The sequence below is a fragment of the Geobacter hydrogenophilus genome (genome assembly GCF_018501225.1).
In the GTDB taxonomy this organism is placed as follows: Bacteria; Desulfobacterota; Desulfuromonadia; order Geobacterales; family Geobacteraceae; genus Geobacter; species Geobacter hydrogenophilus.
On record NZ_JAHCZI010000007.1, the window covers coordinates 13,774 to 28,679 of the forward strand.

At 64.1% G+C, this 14,906-nt stretch carries 14 protein-coding genes and 1 riboswitch; of the genes, 11 read left to right on the forward strand and 3 right to left on the reverse strand.

The genetic code is table 11. The features are described 5' to 3' along the window. Positions 1–160: 160 nt before the first annotated feature. Both arcC and KI811_RS12025 read left to right on the forward strand, forming a co-directional pair. Positions 161–1,105, forward strand: a complete 945-nt coding sequence (gene arcC, locus KI811_RS12020; RefSeq protein ID WP_214186724.1) for a carbamate kinase — start codon at positions 161–163, stop codon at positions 1,103–1,105. Next, the gene (locus KI811_RS12025; protein WP_214186725.1) at positions 1,102–2,475 is read left to right on the forward strand and encodes a cyclic 2,3-diphosphoglycerate synthase; all 1,374 of its coding nucleotides are present in this window, start codon (positions 1,102–1,104) and stop codon (positions 2,473–2,475) included. The genes arcC and KI811_RS12025 overlap by 4 nt, the downstream gene beginning before the upstream one ends. Here KI811_RS12025 and KI811_RS12030 read toward each other — a convergent pair. Together KI811_RS12030 and metX are read right to left on the reverse strand one after the other, a co-directional pair. Next, positions 2,468–3,580 carry a phosphotransacetylase family protein gene (locus KI811_RS12030; protein WP_214186726.1) on the reverse strand — a complete coding sequence of 371 codons (1,113 nt, stop codon included), beginning with the start codon at positions 3,578–3,580 and terminating at the stop codon, positions 2,468–2,470. The genes KI811_RS12025 and KI811_RS12030 overlap by 8 nt on opposite strands. 47 nt (positions 3,581–3,627) lie before the next feature. Next, on the reverse strand, positions 3,628–4,737 hold the full coding sequence (gene metX, locus KI811_RS12035; RefSeq protein WP_214186727.1) for a homoserine O-acetyltransferase MetX: 1,110 nt from the start codon (positions 4,735–4,737) through the stop codon (positions 3,628–3,630). Between the two features lie 95 nt (positions 4,738–4,832). Then, positions 4,833–4,962, reverse strand: a riboswitch (SAM riboswitch). Positions 4,963–5,192: 230 nt separating this feature from the next. Between metX and KI811_RS12040 the strand changes: the two genes are divergently transcribed. The 5 genes from KI811_RS12040 to KI811_RS12060 all read left to right on the forward strand — a co-directional run bounded on the left by KI811_RS12040 (position 5,193) and on the right by KI811_RS12060 (position 9,083). Then, positions 5,193–5,582, forward strand: a complete 390-nt coding sequence (locus KI811_RS12040; protein ID WP_214186728.1) for a DUF948 domain-containing protein — start codon at positions 5,193–5,195, stop codon at positions 5,580–5,582. A 5-nt stretch (positions 5,583–5,587) separates the two neighbouring features. Continuing rightward, positions 5,588–5,902, forward strand: coding sequence for a YtxH domain-containing protein (locus KI811_RS12045; RefSeq protein ID WP_004511681.1), 315 nt, complete (start codon positions 5,588–5,590; stop codon positions 5,900–5,902). A gap of 76 nt (positions 5,903–5,978) precedes the next feature. Beyond that, complete coding sequence (locus tag KI811_RS12050) at positions 5,979–7,340, forward strand: YhjD/YihY/BrkB family envelope integrity protein (protein ID WP_214186729.1); 1,362 nt, start codon at positions 5,979–5,981, stop codon at positions 7,338–7,340. A gap of 122 nt (positions 7,341–7,462) precedes the next feature. After that, positions 7,463–8,830 carry a penicillin-binding transpeptidase domain-containing protein gene (locus KI811_RS12055; RefSeq protein ID WP_214186730.1) on the forward strand — a complete coding sequence of 456 codons (1,368 nt, stop codon included), beginning with the start codon at positions 7,463–7,465 and terminating at the stop codon, positions 8,828–8,830. A gap of 25 nt (positions 8,831–8,855) precedes the next feature. Then, a complete protein-coding gene (locus KI811_RS12060; protein ID WP_214186731.1) occupies positions 8,856–9,083 on the forward strand; it encodes a YkgJ family cysteine cluster protein in 228 nt (75 codons plus the stop codon). Here KI811_RS12060 and KI811_RS12065 read toward each other — a convergent pair. After that, entirely contained in the window at positions 9,080–9,799 is a 720-nt protein-coding gene (locus KI811_RS12065; protein ID WP_214186732.1) for a UDP-2,3-diacylglucosamine diphosphatase, read from the reverse strand. The genes KI811_RS12060 and KI811_RS12065 overlap by 4 nt on opposite strands. Positions 9,800–9,861: 62 nt before the next feature. Here KI811_RS12065 and KI811_RS12070 point away from each other — a divergent pair, with 62 nt between their 5' ends. The 4 genes from KI811_RS12070 to KI811_RS12085 are packed head-to-tail and all read left to right on the forward strand — an operon-like array spanning position 9,862 to position 14,835. Continuing rightward, positions 9,862–10,299 (forward strand): UPF0158 family protein, encoded by a 438-nt coding sequence (locus tag KI811_RS12070; RefSeq protein ID WP_214186733.1) that lies wholly within the window; start codon positions 9,862–9,864, stop codon positions 10,297–10,299. A gap of 46 nt (positions 10,300–10,345) precedes the next feature. Beyond that, positions 10,346–11,392, forward strand: coding sequence for an AI-2E family transporter (locus KI811_RS12075; protein ID WP_214186734.1), 1,047 nt, complete (start codon positions 10,346–10,348; stop codon positions 11,390–11,392). 1 nt (position 11,393) lies between these two features. Then, positions 11,394–12,446, forward strand: coding sequence for an AI-2E family transporter (locus KI811_RS12080; protein ID WP_214186735.1), 1,053 nt, complete (start codon positions 11,394–11,396; stop codon positions 12,444–12,446). Further along, positions 12,439–14,835 carry a heavy metal translocating P-type ATPase gene (locus KI811_RS12085; protein ID WP_214186736.1) on the forward strand — a complete coding sequence of 799 codons (2,397 nt, stop codon included), beginning with the start codon at positions 12,439–12,441 and terminating at the stop codon, positions 14,833–14,835. The genes KI811_RS12080 and KI811_RS12085 overlap by 8 nt, the downstream gene beginning before the upstream one ends. The last annotated feature ends 71 nt before the right edge of the window (positions 14,836–14,906 follow it).

Genomic DNA, 14,906 nt, shown 5'->3' on the forward strand with positions numbered 1-14,906 from the left:
AATTTTTGATTTCTCCGTGTCTCTGTGCCTCTGTGTTTAGTTGCCTTTTTTTAAAGTAAATCCCCCGAACCCACCCTTGTCAATGCCGACGCCTGCATCGGAGCCATCTCTGTGGTACCATTGCAGAGACTCTCATGAATTCCCACCGGGGGGAGCACCCATGACCCGCAACGCGAGCCGGCCCATCCTCCTGATCGCCCTCGGCGGCAACGCCCTTATCCGCCAGGGAGAGCGGGGGACCTGCGCGGAGCAGTTCGCCAACCTGAGGCGCCCCATGGAGCAGATCGCGCGCCTGGCGGACCGCTACCTGATCATCATCACCCACGGCAACGGACCCCAGGTGGGAAACCTCCTGATGCAGCAGGAGTCCTGCCCGGAGGTGCCGGCCATGCCCCTGGAGGTCCTGGTGGCCCAGACCCAGGGACAGATCGGCTACATGATCGAATCGACCCTGGAAAGCGAGCTTTTGGCCCTCGGCGGTGAGAAACGGTTTCTGGTGAGCCTCGTCAGCTACGTGCAGGTGGCGGAGGATGATCCCGCATTCCGCACCCCCACCAAGCCCATCGGTCCCTCCTACACGGCTGAGGATGCTGCGCGGTTCCCGTGGCCCATGGTGAGCACCCCCAGAGGGTACCGCCGGGTGGTGGCGTCGCCGGAACCCCTGACCGTGGTTGAAAAGGAGGAGATCCGGCGCCTCGTGGAGATGGATTTCATCGTGGTCTGCTGCGGCGGGGGCGGGATTCCGGTCACCAGGGAGGGGCGCGCCTTCCACGGCATCGATGCGGTGATCGACAAGGATCTGGCCAGCGCGTGCCTCTGCCTTGAAGTGGGGGTGGATATTCTGGTCATCGCCACCGACGTGCCGGGGGTGGCCACCGGCTTCGGGACGACGGCCGAGGAGTTCCTGAAGCGCCTCGATGCGGACGAGGCAGAGCGGTTGCTGGCGGCCGGCCAGTTCCCTCCGGGCTCCATGGGGCCCAAGGTGGAGGCGGTCCTCCGCTTTGTCTGCGGCGGCGGGAAGAGGGGGGTCATCTGCCATCTGGACGAGATCGAACAGGCAGTTGCGGGAACGGCGGGAACGGAAATAACCAGGGGGACGCCATGAAGCGGAAACGGATCATCATCATGGGGGCAGCCGGGCGGGACTTCCACAACTTCAACTGCTCCTTCCGGGATAACCCCGCCTTCCGGGTCGTGGCCTTCACCGCGGCCCAGATCCCCTATATCAGCAAGCGGCGCTATCCGGCGGGACTGGCCGGCAAACTCTATCCCCACGGGATACCCATCTTCCCCGAGGATGAGCTGGGGGAACTCATCCGTCGCCTCGGGGCGGAGCAGGTGGTTTTCGCCTACAGCGACGTCTCCCACGAGCGGCTCATGCACACGGCATCCCGGGTCCTGGCCTTGGGCGCCGATTTCCTCCTCATGGGGCCGGACGCCACCATGCTCCCGAGCCGTCTCCCGGTGGTGTCGGTCTGCGCGGTGCGGACCGGGTGCGGCAAGAGTCAGGTGGTCCGCTACTTCTGCGACATCCTCCGGGAGCAGGGGATTCGGCCCGTGGTGGTCCGGCACCCCATGCCCTACGGCGACCTGGCCGCCCAGGCGGTGGAGCGGCTGGAGAGCCTGGCGGACCTGGACCGCTTCCGGTGCACCATCGAGGAGCGGGAGGAGTACGAGCACCTCCTGGACCACGGGGCCATCGTCTACGCCGGGGTGGACTACCGGCGTATCCTCCGGCGGGCGGAAAAGGAGGCGAAGCTCATCATCTGGGACGGCGGCAACAACGACCTTCCCTTCTTCCGGCCCGACCTGGAGATCGTGGTGGTGGACCCGCTGCGGCCGGGCCACGAGACTTCCTGGTATCCGGGGGAGGTGAACCTGCGCCGGGCCGGGGTAGTGGTCATGAACAAGGTGAATGCCGCCGAGCCGGCGGCCATCGAGGCGGTGGCGGCGGCGGTGCGGACGGCGAACCCGTCGGCCTTGCTGGTGCGGACGGCGTCGGTCATCACGGTGGCCGAAGGGGAGCGGATCAGGGGGAAGCGGGTGCTGGTCATCGAAGACGGGCCCACCATTACCCACGGCTCCATGCCCTCCGGCGCCGGGCTCGCTGCGGCCCGCCAGCACGGCGCAGCCGAGGTGGTCGACCCGCGCCCCTGGGCCCAGGGGTCGCTGCGGGATGTCTATGGGGCCTGGCCCCACATCGGGCCGGTCCTCCCGGCCATGGGGTATAGCCCCGCCCAGGTGGCGGACCTGGCCCGCACCATCGAGGCGGTGCCGTGCGACCTGGTGGTGGCTGCCACCCCCATCGACATCGCCCGCCTGACCGGCACGGGGAAGACAGTTCTCCGTGCCTCTTACGCTATCGGCGAAGAGGAGGGGGAACCGCTTCGGGGTGCGTTCGACTCCTTTGTCAATACCGCGGAGAGTCTGAAAGTCCAAGCGTCCGGGAGTGCCGGGACGGACAGGATCACGTGAGGCCTGCCGGCCCGAAGAGCGCGTCGAGCCGGTCGAAGTCGAGGCGGGTCTCGGCCAGGCTCCTGATGAGGGCCAGCTTTTCGGTGTCCTCGGCGGTGATCTTCGAGACATCCTCGGTGATGAGGTGGTAGAGCTCGGCGGTGGTGTGGGTGTAGTTGCGGAGGAAGGGGATTTTGCTCCGTTCCAGGATCTGCTGGGTGATGGTGCTGACCGGGATGATCCCCGGGATGACGAGACCCACGAGCTTTGTGCGGTATTCGGGCATCTGGTAGAGGTTGGCCAGGGTCACGAGGAGTTCGTCGCGGCTGCTGGTGACGATGAGGAGGGTGGAGTCCCGCAGCAGTTCCGCCACCCGCTGGGTGGAGGCGGCGCCGATCTGCACGTTGTGGATGATCCGGTTCCGGTCGCGCCGGTTGCCGTGGAGGGGGAGGTCCAGGAGCTTCGAGACCCGGTCCAGGGTCGGGTTGGCCAGGACCGGCTGGTAGTCGAATCCGCCGATCACGGGGAAGGGTTCGTCGGCGAAGGCCCGCTGCAGGTAGTCGAGGATCTGCTCACGCTTGTGGGGGACCAGCTTGTTGGCCAGGATGGCCCGCACCTGGGCACCTTCTTTCTCGAAGAGGGCCAGGTCCACGGAGACGGCGTCAACCACGTTTCCCACGCCGCCGCCGGTCACCATGAGCACCGGCGCGTCGAGCATCCGGGCGATGCGGGCGTTGGAGAGCTTCATGACGGAGCCGACCCCCGGATGCCCCGACCCTTCGATGATGATGAAGTCGCACTGCTTCTCCAGTTCGGCATGGGCTTCCAGGATCCGCTCCCGGAGTTCGTCGGTGGAGATCTCGCCGTCGATCACCTTCCGGCTGGTGTCGGGGTAGACCACCACCGGCGACATCCAGCGCAGGTCTTTTGTCAGGCCGAAGACCTGGGCCATGAGGGCCGCGTCCTTGTCCATGGGGACCCCGCGCAGCGTCGCCGGCTTGGGGCCCAGGGGTTTCATGAAGCCGACCCTGTCGTATTTCTTCCGGGCCAGGTGGAGCAGCGAGAGGCTGGTGGTGGTCTTGCCGCAGTTCTGTCCCGTGGCCGCTATGAAGATTTTCCTCGCCATCGTCACCTCCCGGCAGTGCATCACTGCAACGCAATGTTCGCCCGAGGCTACTCCGAACGTTCCACCTTGTCGAGGAATTCCCGCACCATCGGCGCAAAGGTCTCGTGTTCCAGGAGAAAGGCGTCGTGGCCGTAGGCCGATTCGATCAGGTGGTATTCGACCGGTTTGCCGAGGGAGCGGAGGATGGTCGCCATCTCCTCGGTCTGGTAGGGGGGATAGAGCCAGTCGGAGGTGAAGGCGAAGAACTGGATCGGGGCCTTCACCCGGGAAAACGCCTCCTCCAGGGACTCGTACCCCCAGGCCGCGTCGTAGAGGTCCAGGGCCTTGGCCAGGTAGAGGAAGGAGTTGGTGTCGAAGCGGTCCACGAAGTTGTAGCCGTTGTAGGAGAGGTAGCGCTCCACCTCGAACTGGCCGAAGAAGTCGAAGAGGCCGTCCCGGGCGTTGAAACGGCGGCCGAACTTCTGCCACATGGACTCGTCGGAGAGAAAGGTGATGTGGCCGATCCCCCGGGCCAGGGCCAGCCCGTCCTTGGGGTTCTTGCGGTATTCCCCCTTCTTCCAGGTGGGATCGTTGAAGATGGCCCAGCGGGCCACGGCGTTCAGGGAAATGGCCTGGGGCGACGGGCGGCTCGTGGTGGCCAGGGCGATGGCGGAGCGGACCCGGTCCGGGAACTGGGTGGCCCACTCCAGTGCCTGCATCCCCCCCATGCTCCCGCCGAGGACGGTGAGGAGCCGGTCGATCCCCAGATGGTCCAGCAGGAGGGCCTGGGCCCTGACCATGTCGCGGACGGTGATGACGGGAAAGGTGAGGTTGTAGCGCTTGCCGGTTTTCGGGTTGATGGAGGCGGGGCCGGTGGAGCCGTAGCAGGAGCCGATGACGTTGGAGCAGATGACGAAGCACCGGTCGGTGTCCAGGAGCCGGCCGGGGCCGACGATGGCGTCCCACCATCCCGGCTTCGTGTCCTCTTCGCTGTTTTTCCCCGCCAGGTGGGCGTTGCCGGTCCAGGCGTGGGCCACCAGGATCGCGTTGGAGCGGTCGGCGTTCAGTTCGCCGTAGGTCTCGTAGGCCAGCGTGATGGGGCCGAGGATACGGCCGCTCTCCAGCCGGAGTTCCGTGTCGAAGGTTACTGATTGTTCCTGTACGATGCCGACGGACATGCGTCAATCCTGAATAAATGGTTCGAAAGCAAAAGCCCCTTCCCGCGGTGGCGAGAAGGGGCTTTGTTGACAGTTGTGGCTATCGTCAAGCGCCGTTCTCATCTTTGCCTCCCGGCAGGATTTAGCACCTGTCACCTTCCGGTTCGCCTTCGTACTCGAATGCGACCCGAAAGACCGGTTGCTGTGGTTTCGCAGGGCCTTTCCCTCCACCACTCTTGATAAGAATGCGTTTCTATTTAATTTTCCAGAAAGAATACGGAACCCCCCGGGGTTTGTCAAATGAAAATTTCCCCGGCGCTGGAGGTGAAACTCCGCGCCAAACCTGAGCATTTCGTTTGCAAACGCCGACGGGGATAGGGTATAGTGGCCCCGCTTCCGGCCTTAACGGTATGCTTGCATTATCCCGCTCCTCTTCTATACTTACACTACTTTCCGTCCCTGGAGGAATCGACCGCATGACTGTGACCGCAATAGCCGTGGTGGTGATTGCCCTCGCCCTGGTGGTGCTGGTGGCTTTCATTATCCCGACCCTGATCGAGATTCGGAAGGCCGCGGCAGACCTGCGTGGCTTCATGAGCCGTACCGGCAGCGAGTTGAAACCGGTGCTCCTGGAGTTTGAGCGGACCCTCACTGAACTGCGCACGGTGACCGAGGGGATCGCCGAGAAGCGCGAGGATGTCCAGACCTTCATGGAGGCGGTCGGCGACACGGGCCGCAACATCCGCACCATCAACGCCGTGGTCGGCTCCGTGGCCCACGCGGCGGCAACCTCGTCGGTGTGGATTGCCGGCGCCAGGACGGCAGGCAAATTTCTTGCTCAGCGACTCATCAAGAAAAGGGGGTAAATGACATGGCAGACGAAGAAAAAGGGATAAGCGTCGGAACGGTGTTCCTCTCCTTCCTGGCCGGCACGGCGGTCGGCGCGGGGCTGGGGCTCCTGCTGGCTCCGAAAACCGGCAAGGAGATGCGGGAAAACATCATGGATCTGACCGATGATGCGATCGACAAGATCAAGGGCTTCACCAAGGAGGCCCAGGGCAAGATCAAGGACACCTACGAGGAGACCAAGGACCTGATCGCCGAGAAGAAGTCGATCATCACCTCCGCCATCGAGGCCGGCAAGGAAGCGATGGATCGGGAAAAAGAAAAGTACGGACAGATGTAGCGGCCTCCGGTTTATGCACGAAAAAGCCCACCTCGCGTGGGCTTTTTCGTAAGCAGGGCCGTCCGGTGCGGGAGCCATGGCGCAAAGAGAAACGGCGGTGGACAGGATCATAGGGTTTTTCACCCATACCCTCTGGGAGATGGAGCCTGACTCCTTTGGCCCGGTGAGGGGGCGCCTGGTGCGGTATCTGCAGATCGGCGCCCTGGTGGTCAAGGACTTTCTGGACGACCAGTGCCTCATCCGGGCCTCAGCCCTGGCTTTTTCCACCCTCCTCTCCATCGTCCCGTTCTTTGCCCTGGCCTTCGCGGTATTAAAGGGGTTTGGAGTCCAGAACACCCTGGAGCCCTTCATCCTTGAACAGGTTGCAGCCGGCTCCCATGAGATCGTCGACAAGATCGTCACCTACATCAACAACACCAAGGTCGGCTCCCTCGGCGCCATCGGCCTTGCTGCCCTCTTTGTCACGGTTGTGACGCTCCTCGGTAACGTCGAGGAGGCTTTCAACGCCATCTGGGGGGTCCGGGAGACCCGTTCCCTCTACCGCAAGTTCAGTGATTACCTGAGCGTGCTGGTGAGCGGCCCGATCCTCCTTTTCGCCGCGGTGAGCACGACCACCACCATTGAAAGCCAGGCGTTCGTCCAGTGGATCATGGGATACACGTATCTCGGCGATGCGCTGCTGGCCCTTTTTCACCTGATTCCCTACCTCAGCATCTGGATCGCCCTTGTCTTTCTCTACATGTTCATCCCCAACACCAAAGTCCGCTTCCGCTCGGCCCTTGTGGGGGGGGTTATCGCCGGTACGATCTGGCAGGGAGCCCAGTGGGGGTACATCCACTTTCAGGTGGGGGTGGCAAAGTACAACGCCATCTACGGGACGCTGGCGGTGCTGCCGGTCTTCATGGTCTGGCTTTACGCCAGCTGGGTCATTGTTCTTCTGGGAGGGGAAGTGGTTTACGCCCATCAGCACCTGAGGACCTTCCGGCGCGAAGTGCGTACCCCCGCCATCAGCAGCGCGGCCCGGGAGCGCCTGGCCTTGGCCGTCATCTACGAGATCTCCCTGGCGTTTCATGATGATCGTCCGGCCTGGAGCGTCACCGGGCTTGCCGAGCACCTCGATGTGCCCGAGCGTTCCGTGAGGGAGCTCCTCGAATGCCTGTCGGATGAAGGGATACTGGCGGCGGGGTGCGGCGATGATCCCCTCTACCTGCCGGCCCGGGACCTGGAGCACATCAGGGTCGGCGAGGTGCTCTCCTCACTGAGGAATCAGGGGATCGGGCTGCCCGGTCAGCTGGGAGGAGAGGACCATGCCGCCGTGGACGAGCTCTGGGAAGCCATCGAGGCGGCGGTTCGGAGTGCCCTGGGTGATCTGAGTTTCCGGGATCTGGCGGAGCGTGTGCCGTCGTCGGGTGAACCTCTGTCGAGGCGCGATTCATGAGAGGTTGGTAACGGGGGCCGTCGTTGACAAAGGGAGGGGTTTTGCATATAGTGACGGCAATGTAACCGCCATGAATTCAATGTATTCACGCCTGTTTCGGGTAACCGGACCCTTTTCCCTATATGCAAGATTTTAAACATCTGACGAGAAAGCGCCGTTTTTCTTTTTCCGCCTTCACCGGGCGCCGGAAAGACCCTCCCCGCAACTCCTTCAAAAGACTCGAAAGCAAGAGGCTCGAAGAATCGAAGCCCCGGAAAAAAAGTCTTCGGGTCCTCCTTCCCGTGCTGGCGGCCCTTATCGCCGCTTACCCGGTGTTTTCTTCCGTGCTTTCGGGGCGAACGGCCGTTTCCAGCGATCAGAAGGAGGCGCAACCCACCGGGAAGCTTCCCCGCGATCTGGATATTTACAGCTCCTTCCGTCTCGGTGCCGGACTCTTTCCCCAGGCCCGGCTTGAAGGCGACCGCCTCGTTGCTCCCGTTCCCGAAGGGGGGAGAGTGGTCTTTGCCATCGACAGCACGATTCAGGAGAGGGTCAGGGAGGTCATGACCCAGTTCGATGTTCCCTATGGGGTCTTTGTTGCCATCGAACCCAAGAGCGGAAAAGTGCTGGCCATGGTTTCCCACTCGTCCGTCTCTCCCGAGTGGGAGGCGCGGGCCTTCTACGGGGTCTACCCCATGGCCTCCCTCTTCAAGATCATCACCGCCACGGCGGCCCTGGAACAGGGGAAAGTGACCCCCGATACGGTCGTCCCCTTCCGGGGAGGGCTCTATTCGGAGAGCGCCCGCTACTGGAGTTCCCTCCCGAAGCGGGGCGCCCAGGAGATGGACCTGACCACCGCCATGGGCAAATCGGTCAACCCGGTCTTCGGCCGTGTCGCCTGCGACATCGCAGGGAGGGAGTCGGTGCTGCGCTGCGCCGAGCGCTACGGGTTCAACCACTACCTCCTCCCCGGCACCCCGGTCCAGCCGAGCAGGGCCGAGTACCCCCGGACCGACAACGATCTGCGCCTCATGGGTGCCGGCCTCGGCCGGGAAGTGAAGATCTCTCCCATCCATGCGGCAGTCATGATGGCGGCCATCGCCAACGGCGGCACCATGCTCGCCCCCTCCCTCGTGGAGGAGATCAGGAACACCGGAAACAAGGTGACCTATACGCACCAGCCCCGGACCATCCGCTCCATCGCGGCTCCCGAGGTGACTGCCCAGCTCACGCGGATGCTCTCCACCACCGTCACCAGCGGCACCTCCCGCCGCGCCTTCCACGACAACCATGGACGCCCCCGGATCGCCAATGTCAACATAGCCGCCAAGACCGGCTCCATCAACGGCACCGATCCCGAGGGACACTACAACTGGTTTGCCGCCTACGCTCCCGTTGAAAATCCGCAGATTGCCCTCGCCGCCCTCGTCATCAATCAGGACAAGTGGAAAATCAAGGCGTCATATCTGGGTGAACAGGCTCTGGAGGCGTTTTTCGCCAAGGGCCGGTAATCGGGGCGCGGGAAGGGGGAGATCCATGGAGTGTCTGAAGTGCGGCACCTGCTGCACTGCCCCCGATATTACGACGCTCGGAAAGCCGGTGGGGGAGAGGTGCCGGCATCTGGGCGAGACAGGGCTCTGTACCGCCTATGATGAGCGACCGGCGGTCTGCCGGGGGTACCGCCCCGACGAAACCTGCCTCCTGGTGGCAGCGCCGACCCTGGAGGAGCGGGTAAGGAAGTATCGGGAACTGTTCGGGGTTTAGGTCTGTCGGTAGGATTTTAACGTGAGCGTTCCGTCCCGCCACTCCCCGTAGGTATAGTGGGTGAGCCAGTCCCCCAGGGAGAGGAGAACCTTTCCGTCGGCTTCGTCCAGGAACGGGATGTGGAAGTGGCCCGAGACAACCACGTCGCACCCCTCCCGGAAGCGCCGGGTGGCGAATTCCCGCAGGAGCGCCGGGTAATCCCAGCGGTGCTGCCGCCGGCCATGGTTCTTCCTGCTGCCGCGGGACATCCGTTCGGCGATGCGGGAGGCGACCGAGGGGGGAACGACACGGGTGGCCGCCCGGACGAGGGAGCTGTGGAGGATGATGCGGAGGAGCCGGTAGGAGTAATCCCGGCTGTTCACCTCGTCGCCGTGGCAGAGATAGACCTGCTTCCCCTCGATGGTGACGACGGCCGGGCCGGGGTGGACCCGGGCGCCGAGGGTCTTGGTGAAGAACGGCCCCATGTGGAAGTCGTGGTTTCCCTCCAGGTAGACGATCTCCGTGCCGCTTTCCGCCAGTTCCCGGAGCTTTTTCAGGATGGGAAGGTAGTGGGTGAAGGGGACCGTTTCGTAGCCGATCCAGAATTCGAAGAGATCGCCGAGGATGAAGAGGGTGTCGACGGTTCCCCGGAGTTCCGTCAGGAATTCAACGAGGAGCCGGTAGTTTTCGTCCCCCTCGTGCCGCAGATGGGCATCGGCGATGAAGATAGCGCGCATGGCGGCACTATAGAACAAAAGGCCTGCAAAGGTAAAGATAGAGAGAGGAAGACGGGTTAGCAATGGGGTTCATGCGTGATGTGGAGATAGTCTGGGACGATCTCCTGGAGGCCTTTGACAATCCGGACGAAGGGATCATGTACTTCCTCGACCGGGAGACGGGGGAGATATTCGCCGTCCCTGCCGACTACGAGGACGAGGAGTTCTGGCGCGATCTGGAGGCGAGCGGCGAGCGTTTCATCCATATTCCCGGCTTCGATTACGATCAGGAGCGCCTGCTGCTCCACGAGTTCATCCGCGGGGTCGAAAACGAGGCCTTGAAGCGGATGCTCGAACGGGCCTTCGAGGGGAAGAAGCCCTTCGGGAAACTGGACGAGATCCTCTCCTTCTATCCTGATGAGTTCGACCGCTTCATGGCCATGAAGGAGGAGATCATTTCGGAACGGATCAGGCGCTGGCTCGAAGAGCATGATCTCTTCGGAGCCGAAGAGGAATTCTAGGAGCCTGCCGGCCAGCGAGGGCGGCATCACGGGAACGGGGGCAACCATGGGAGAGAGAGCACCGGCCGCACAGAGGGGGATCATGTGGTTCCTTGCGGCCGCGGCCGTGATAGCCGCGGGCTATGCCGTCAGCCACACCCTTTCCTGCTTTCTCCTCTCCTTTGTCCTCGCCTATCTCCTCGATCCGGCCGTGGTCCTCCTGGAGCGGCGGGGCCTTCGCCGCAGATGGGGGATCGTCGCCCTCTACCTGGTCCTCACGGTCCTCTCGCTCTTCTTTGTCGCTTTCATCGTCCCCTTTGCCAGCATCCGCTGGGAGGCGTTCCTCAAGGGACTTCCCGCCTACCTCCAGAAGGGGAAGGCGATCGTCCTCTCCTGGAAGATGCAGGCCCTTCCCGCCGGTGCCGACGATGAGTGGCGCTGGCTCTTCGAGACGGCAACCGGCCAGATCGACAAGATGGCGGCACGCCTGGGCGCCGGCGTCTATGAGGCCGCCACGGGCTTTGTCTTCAACCTGTTCAACCTGGCCCTGGCCCCCATTCTCATCTTCTTCATGCTCTGGTACAAGAATGAGATCAAGACGGGGATCATCACGTGGCTTCCCCGTTCCCGGCGCGAAGCGGTCCTTACCCTGGGGCGGGAGATCAACGCCAGCGTCGGCGGCTACATCCGGGGGCAGCTCATCGTTTCGGCCATCGTGGCAATCCTTTCCATCATCGCCCTCTTCATTCTCGGCATCGACTATCCCTTCCTGAACGGCATCTTCGCAGGCCTCGCCTCGGTTCTCCCCTTCATCGGGGTGATCCTTGCGACGCTTCCCCCGCTGTTCTTCGCCTATGTCCAGTACCAGAGCGGTTTCATGCTCCTGAAGGTCATCGGGTCCTTCGCGGTGATCTACTTCCTTGAGGGATACGTGGTGAAGCCCCTGGTATTCAGGGAGTCCATGGACCTCAACCCCCTCGTGACGATCATGGTCGTCATGCTCTTCGGAGAACTCATGGGGTTCTGGGGGATCCTGCTCGCCATCCCCATCGCCGCGGCGGTCAGGATCGTCGCAGACCACGTGCGGCGCGGCGATCTTTCGGGAGGGGCGTGAGGTGCGCCCTCGGGACGCGGCCCATATCGCCTGGTTTCTGGCCGCCACCCTCGGGGTGGTGCTTCTGGCGGGCCACGTGGCCCGGCACAGCCTTTCGGCAATCCTCACCTCCCTCGTCATCGCCTACCTGCTGAACCCCTTCATGAAGTACCTGGAGCGCAAGGGGCTCGGCCGTATCCCCGCCATCGCCATCCTCTACCTGTGCATCGCGGTGATTCTGTTCTTTTCACTCTTTGCGCTTATCCCGTACCTGAACCATCAGCTGGAGGCGTTTCCCCGGGCGGTCCCCCGCTACGTGCAGAACCTGGAGAGGGTCATGGATCTGTGGAAGGGACGGCTTTCCCCCTATTACGGCGGCGACGAGGGGACATGGCTCATCGCCAGTGCCCAGGATTCCCTGAAAAAACTGGCCCTGGATGTGTCGGGCAAGGGATACCAGGAGTTGAAGGCGGCCCTCTTCGGACTGTTCAACCTGGTTCTGGCGCCGATCCTCGTCTTCTTCATGCTCTCCTCCAAGCAGTTCTTCAAGGATCTGATCCTCCGCTTCGTCCCCCACCGGGAGCGCCACTCCTTCCGGGAGGTGGGGAGGCGGATCAAGGAGTCCCTCGAGCGGTTCGTCATGGCCCAGTTCTTCGACTGCCTCCTGGTGGGGCTACTGTCGGCCCTGGCCCTCTACCTCCTCGGGATCGAGTTTCCGCTCCTGAACGGCTTCGTGGCCGGGTTCGCGTCGGTGGTCCCCTACGTGGGAGTGATGGTGGCGGTCATCCCCCCGGCTCTCATGGGGTACGCCGAGACCGGGGACCTCATGATCATCCCCAAGGTCTGCGCCGCCTACTTCGTCATCAACGTCATCATCGAGGGGAACCTCATCAAGCCGCTCCTCATGCGGGGAACCCTGCGCCTGAACCCCCTTGCGGTGGTCTTTGCCCTCATGTCCCTGGGGGAACTCATGGGGTTCTGGGGGGTGGTTCTGGCGGTGCCGGTGGCTGCGGTGGTGAAGATCTGCGCCGTGGAACTGAAGGGGTATCTGGTGGAAGGAGGCCGGGATGCGTAAGGCGATGTTCGGCATAACCGGCATGCATTGCGCCGGCTGCGCGGCCCGGATCGAGAAGGAGATCGGCCTGATGGACGGGGTCGGCATGGCGGTGGTGAACTTCGCCACCGAGGAGATGGCGGTGGAGTACGACGAGGCGACGACCTCGGAAGACGTCATCGCGGCCCGGGTGAAGGAACTGGGGTATGGGGCGCGGCGGGCAGCGGCGGCGGGGGAGCTCCGCTTCGGGGTCCGGGGGCTCCACTGCGCCTCCTGCGTGGCGAACCTGGAAAAGAAGCTTCTCTCCAACCCTGCCGTGAGCGCTGCCGTGGTGAACCTGGCCCAGGAGGAAGCCCTGGTCCGGTTCGACCCGTCCCGCCTCGGCCAGGCCGACATCTTCGCCCTGGTGACGGAGGCCGGGTACACCCCGGTGGAGCCGGAGCAGGGGGGAGCGGAAGCCGCTTCGGAGCTCCTCTCCCAGCGGAACTGGTTCATCCTGAGCGCCGTTCTCTCGCTTCCCATCATGTTCACCATGACCCAGCACGACAACCGGGCCGTGGGGTGGATGAACCTGGTGCTGGCCACCATCGTCCAGTTCTCGGCGGGGCTCACCTTCTACCGGGGGAGCTGGTTCGCCCTCAAAAACAAGAGTGCCAACATGGATGTCCTGGTGGCCCTCGGCACCTCCGCCGCCTACTTCTACTCCCTCTTCGCCTTCTTCGGCGCCTTCGGGGAGCACGGGGGCCATGTCTTCTTCGAGACCTCGGCCATGCTCATCGCTTTCATCCGTCTCGGCAAGTACCTGGAGGCCCGGGCCCGGGGGAAGGCGAGGGAGGCCCTGAAAAAGCTCCTGCGGCTCCAGGCCGACAAGGCCCGGCTCGTGACCCTGGAGGGGGAGCGGGAGGTGCCGGCCTCCGCCGTCCGGGTGGGGGACCTGGTGCGGGTCTTCCCCGGCGAGGCACTCCCCGTGGACGGGGAGGTGGTGGAGGGGAGTTCCACCGTGGACGAGTCCATGGTCACCGGCGAGTCGGTGCCGGTGGTGAAGAAGCCGGGGGACCCGGTCACCGGCGCCACGGTGAACAGAAGCGGCGTCCTCACGGTCCGGGCGACCCGCATCGGTGAGGAAACGCTCCTCTCCCAGATCGTGCGGATGGTGCGGGAGGCCCAGGCCGACAAGGCCCCCATCCAGCGCTTCGCCGACCGGGTCTCCGGCGTCTTCGTGCCGGTGGTCATCGCCCTGGCCGTCATCACCTTCGCGGTCTGGTACTGGGGGCTCCACCAGGAGTTTCTCTTCGCCTTCAAGCTGGCCATCGCCGTGGTGGTCATCGCCTGCCCCTGCGCCATGGGGCTCGCCACCCCCACCGCCATCATGGTGGGGAGCGGCGTGGGGCTCAACCGGGGGATCCTCGTGAAGCGGGGGTCGGTGCTGGAGAACATCTCCCGGGTTCAGGCGATCCTCCTCGACAAGACCGGCACCCTCACCCGGGGGGAGCCGGCCCTCACCGACCTCGTGCCGGCGCCGGGGGAAACGGAGGAGCGGCTTCTGACGCTCCTTGCCGCCGCCGAGTCCCGCTCCACCCACCCCCTGGCCCAGGCTGCCGTGGCCGGTGCCGCGGAGCGAGGCGTGGTGCCGGCTGAGGCGGCCGACTACCGGGAAACCGAAGGGGGGGGCGTTGCCTGCACCGTGGCCGGGGAGCCGGTCATGGCCGGGAATGCCCGCTTCCTGGAGGAGGCGGGGATAGCCACTGCACCCCTGGCGGCCGATGCGGCGCGGTTGGCGGGGGAGGGGAAGTCCCTGGTCTTCGTGGCGGCAGGGGGGCGCCCTGTGGGGGTCGCTGCCCTGGCCGACCGTCTCAAGGAGGGTTCGGCCGCGGCCGTGGCGGCCATGAAAGCCATGGGAATCGCCACCTTCATGATCACCGGCGACCACCGGGCCGTGGCCGCTGCCGTGGCCCGGGATGCAGGGGTCGACGGCTTCGAAGCGGAGGTCCTCCCCGGCCGCAAGCAGGAGGTGGTGAAGGAGTACCAGGCAAAGGGACTCTTCACGGCCATGGTGGGGGACGGCATCAACGATGCCCCGGCCCTGGCCCGGGCCGACGTGGGGATCGCCATCGGCGGCGGCACCGATGTTGCCAAGGAGACCGGCGACGTGATCCTCGTCCGGGACGATCTCATGGATGTGGTGCGGGCCATCCGGCTCGGTCGGGCCACCCTCGCCAAGGTGAAGCAGAACCTTTTTTGGGCGCTCTTCTACAATATCCTCGGCATCCCCGTGGCCGCGGGGGTTCTCTACTATCCCCTCGGCATCACCCTCAAGCCCGAGTATGCCGGGCTCGCCATGGCCTTCTCGTCGGTGTCGGTGGTGACCAACTCGATTCTTCTCAGGAAAGTTGGCAAGAAATTTGAATAAGCTTTAATTTGTTTTTCTTTTCAAAGATTTGGCATCGGCACTGTTCCGCGCACCATGCGCGGTCGGCGTTG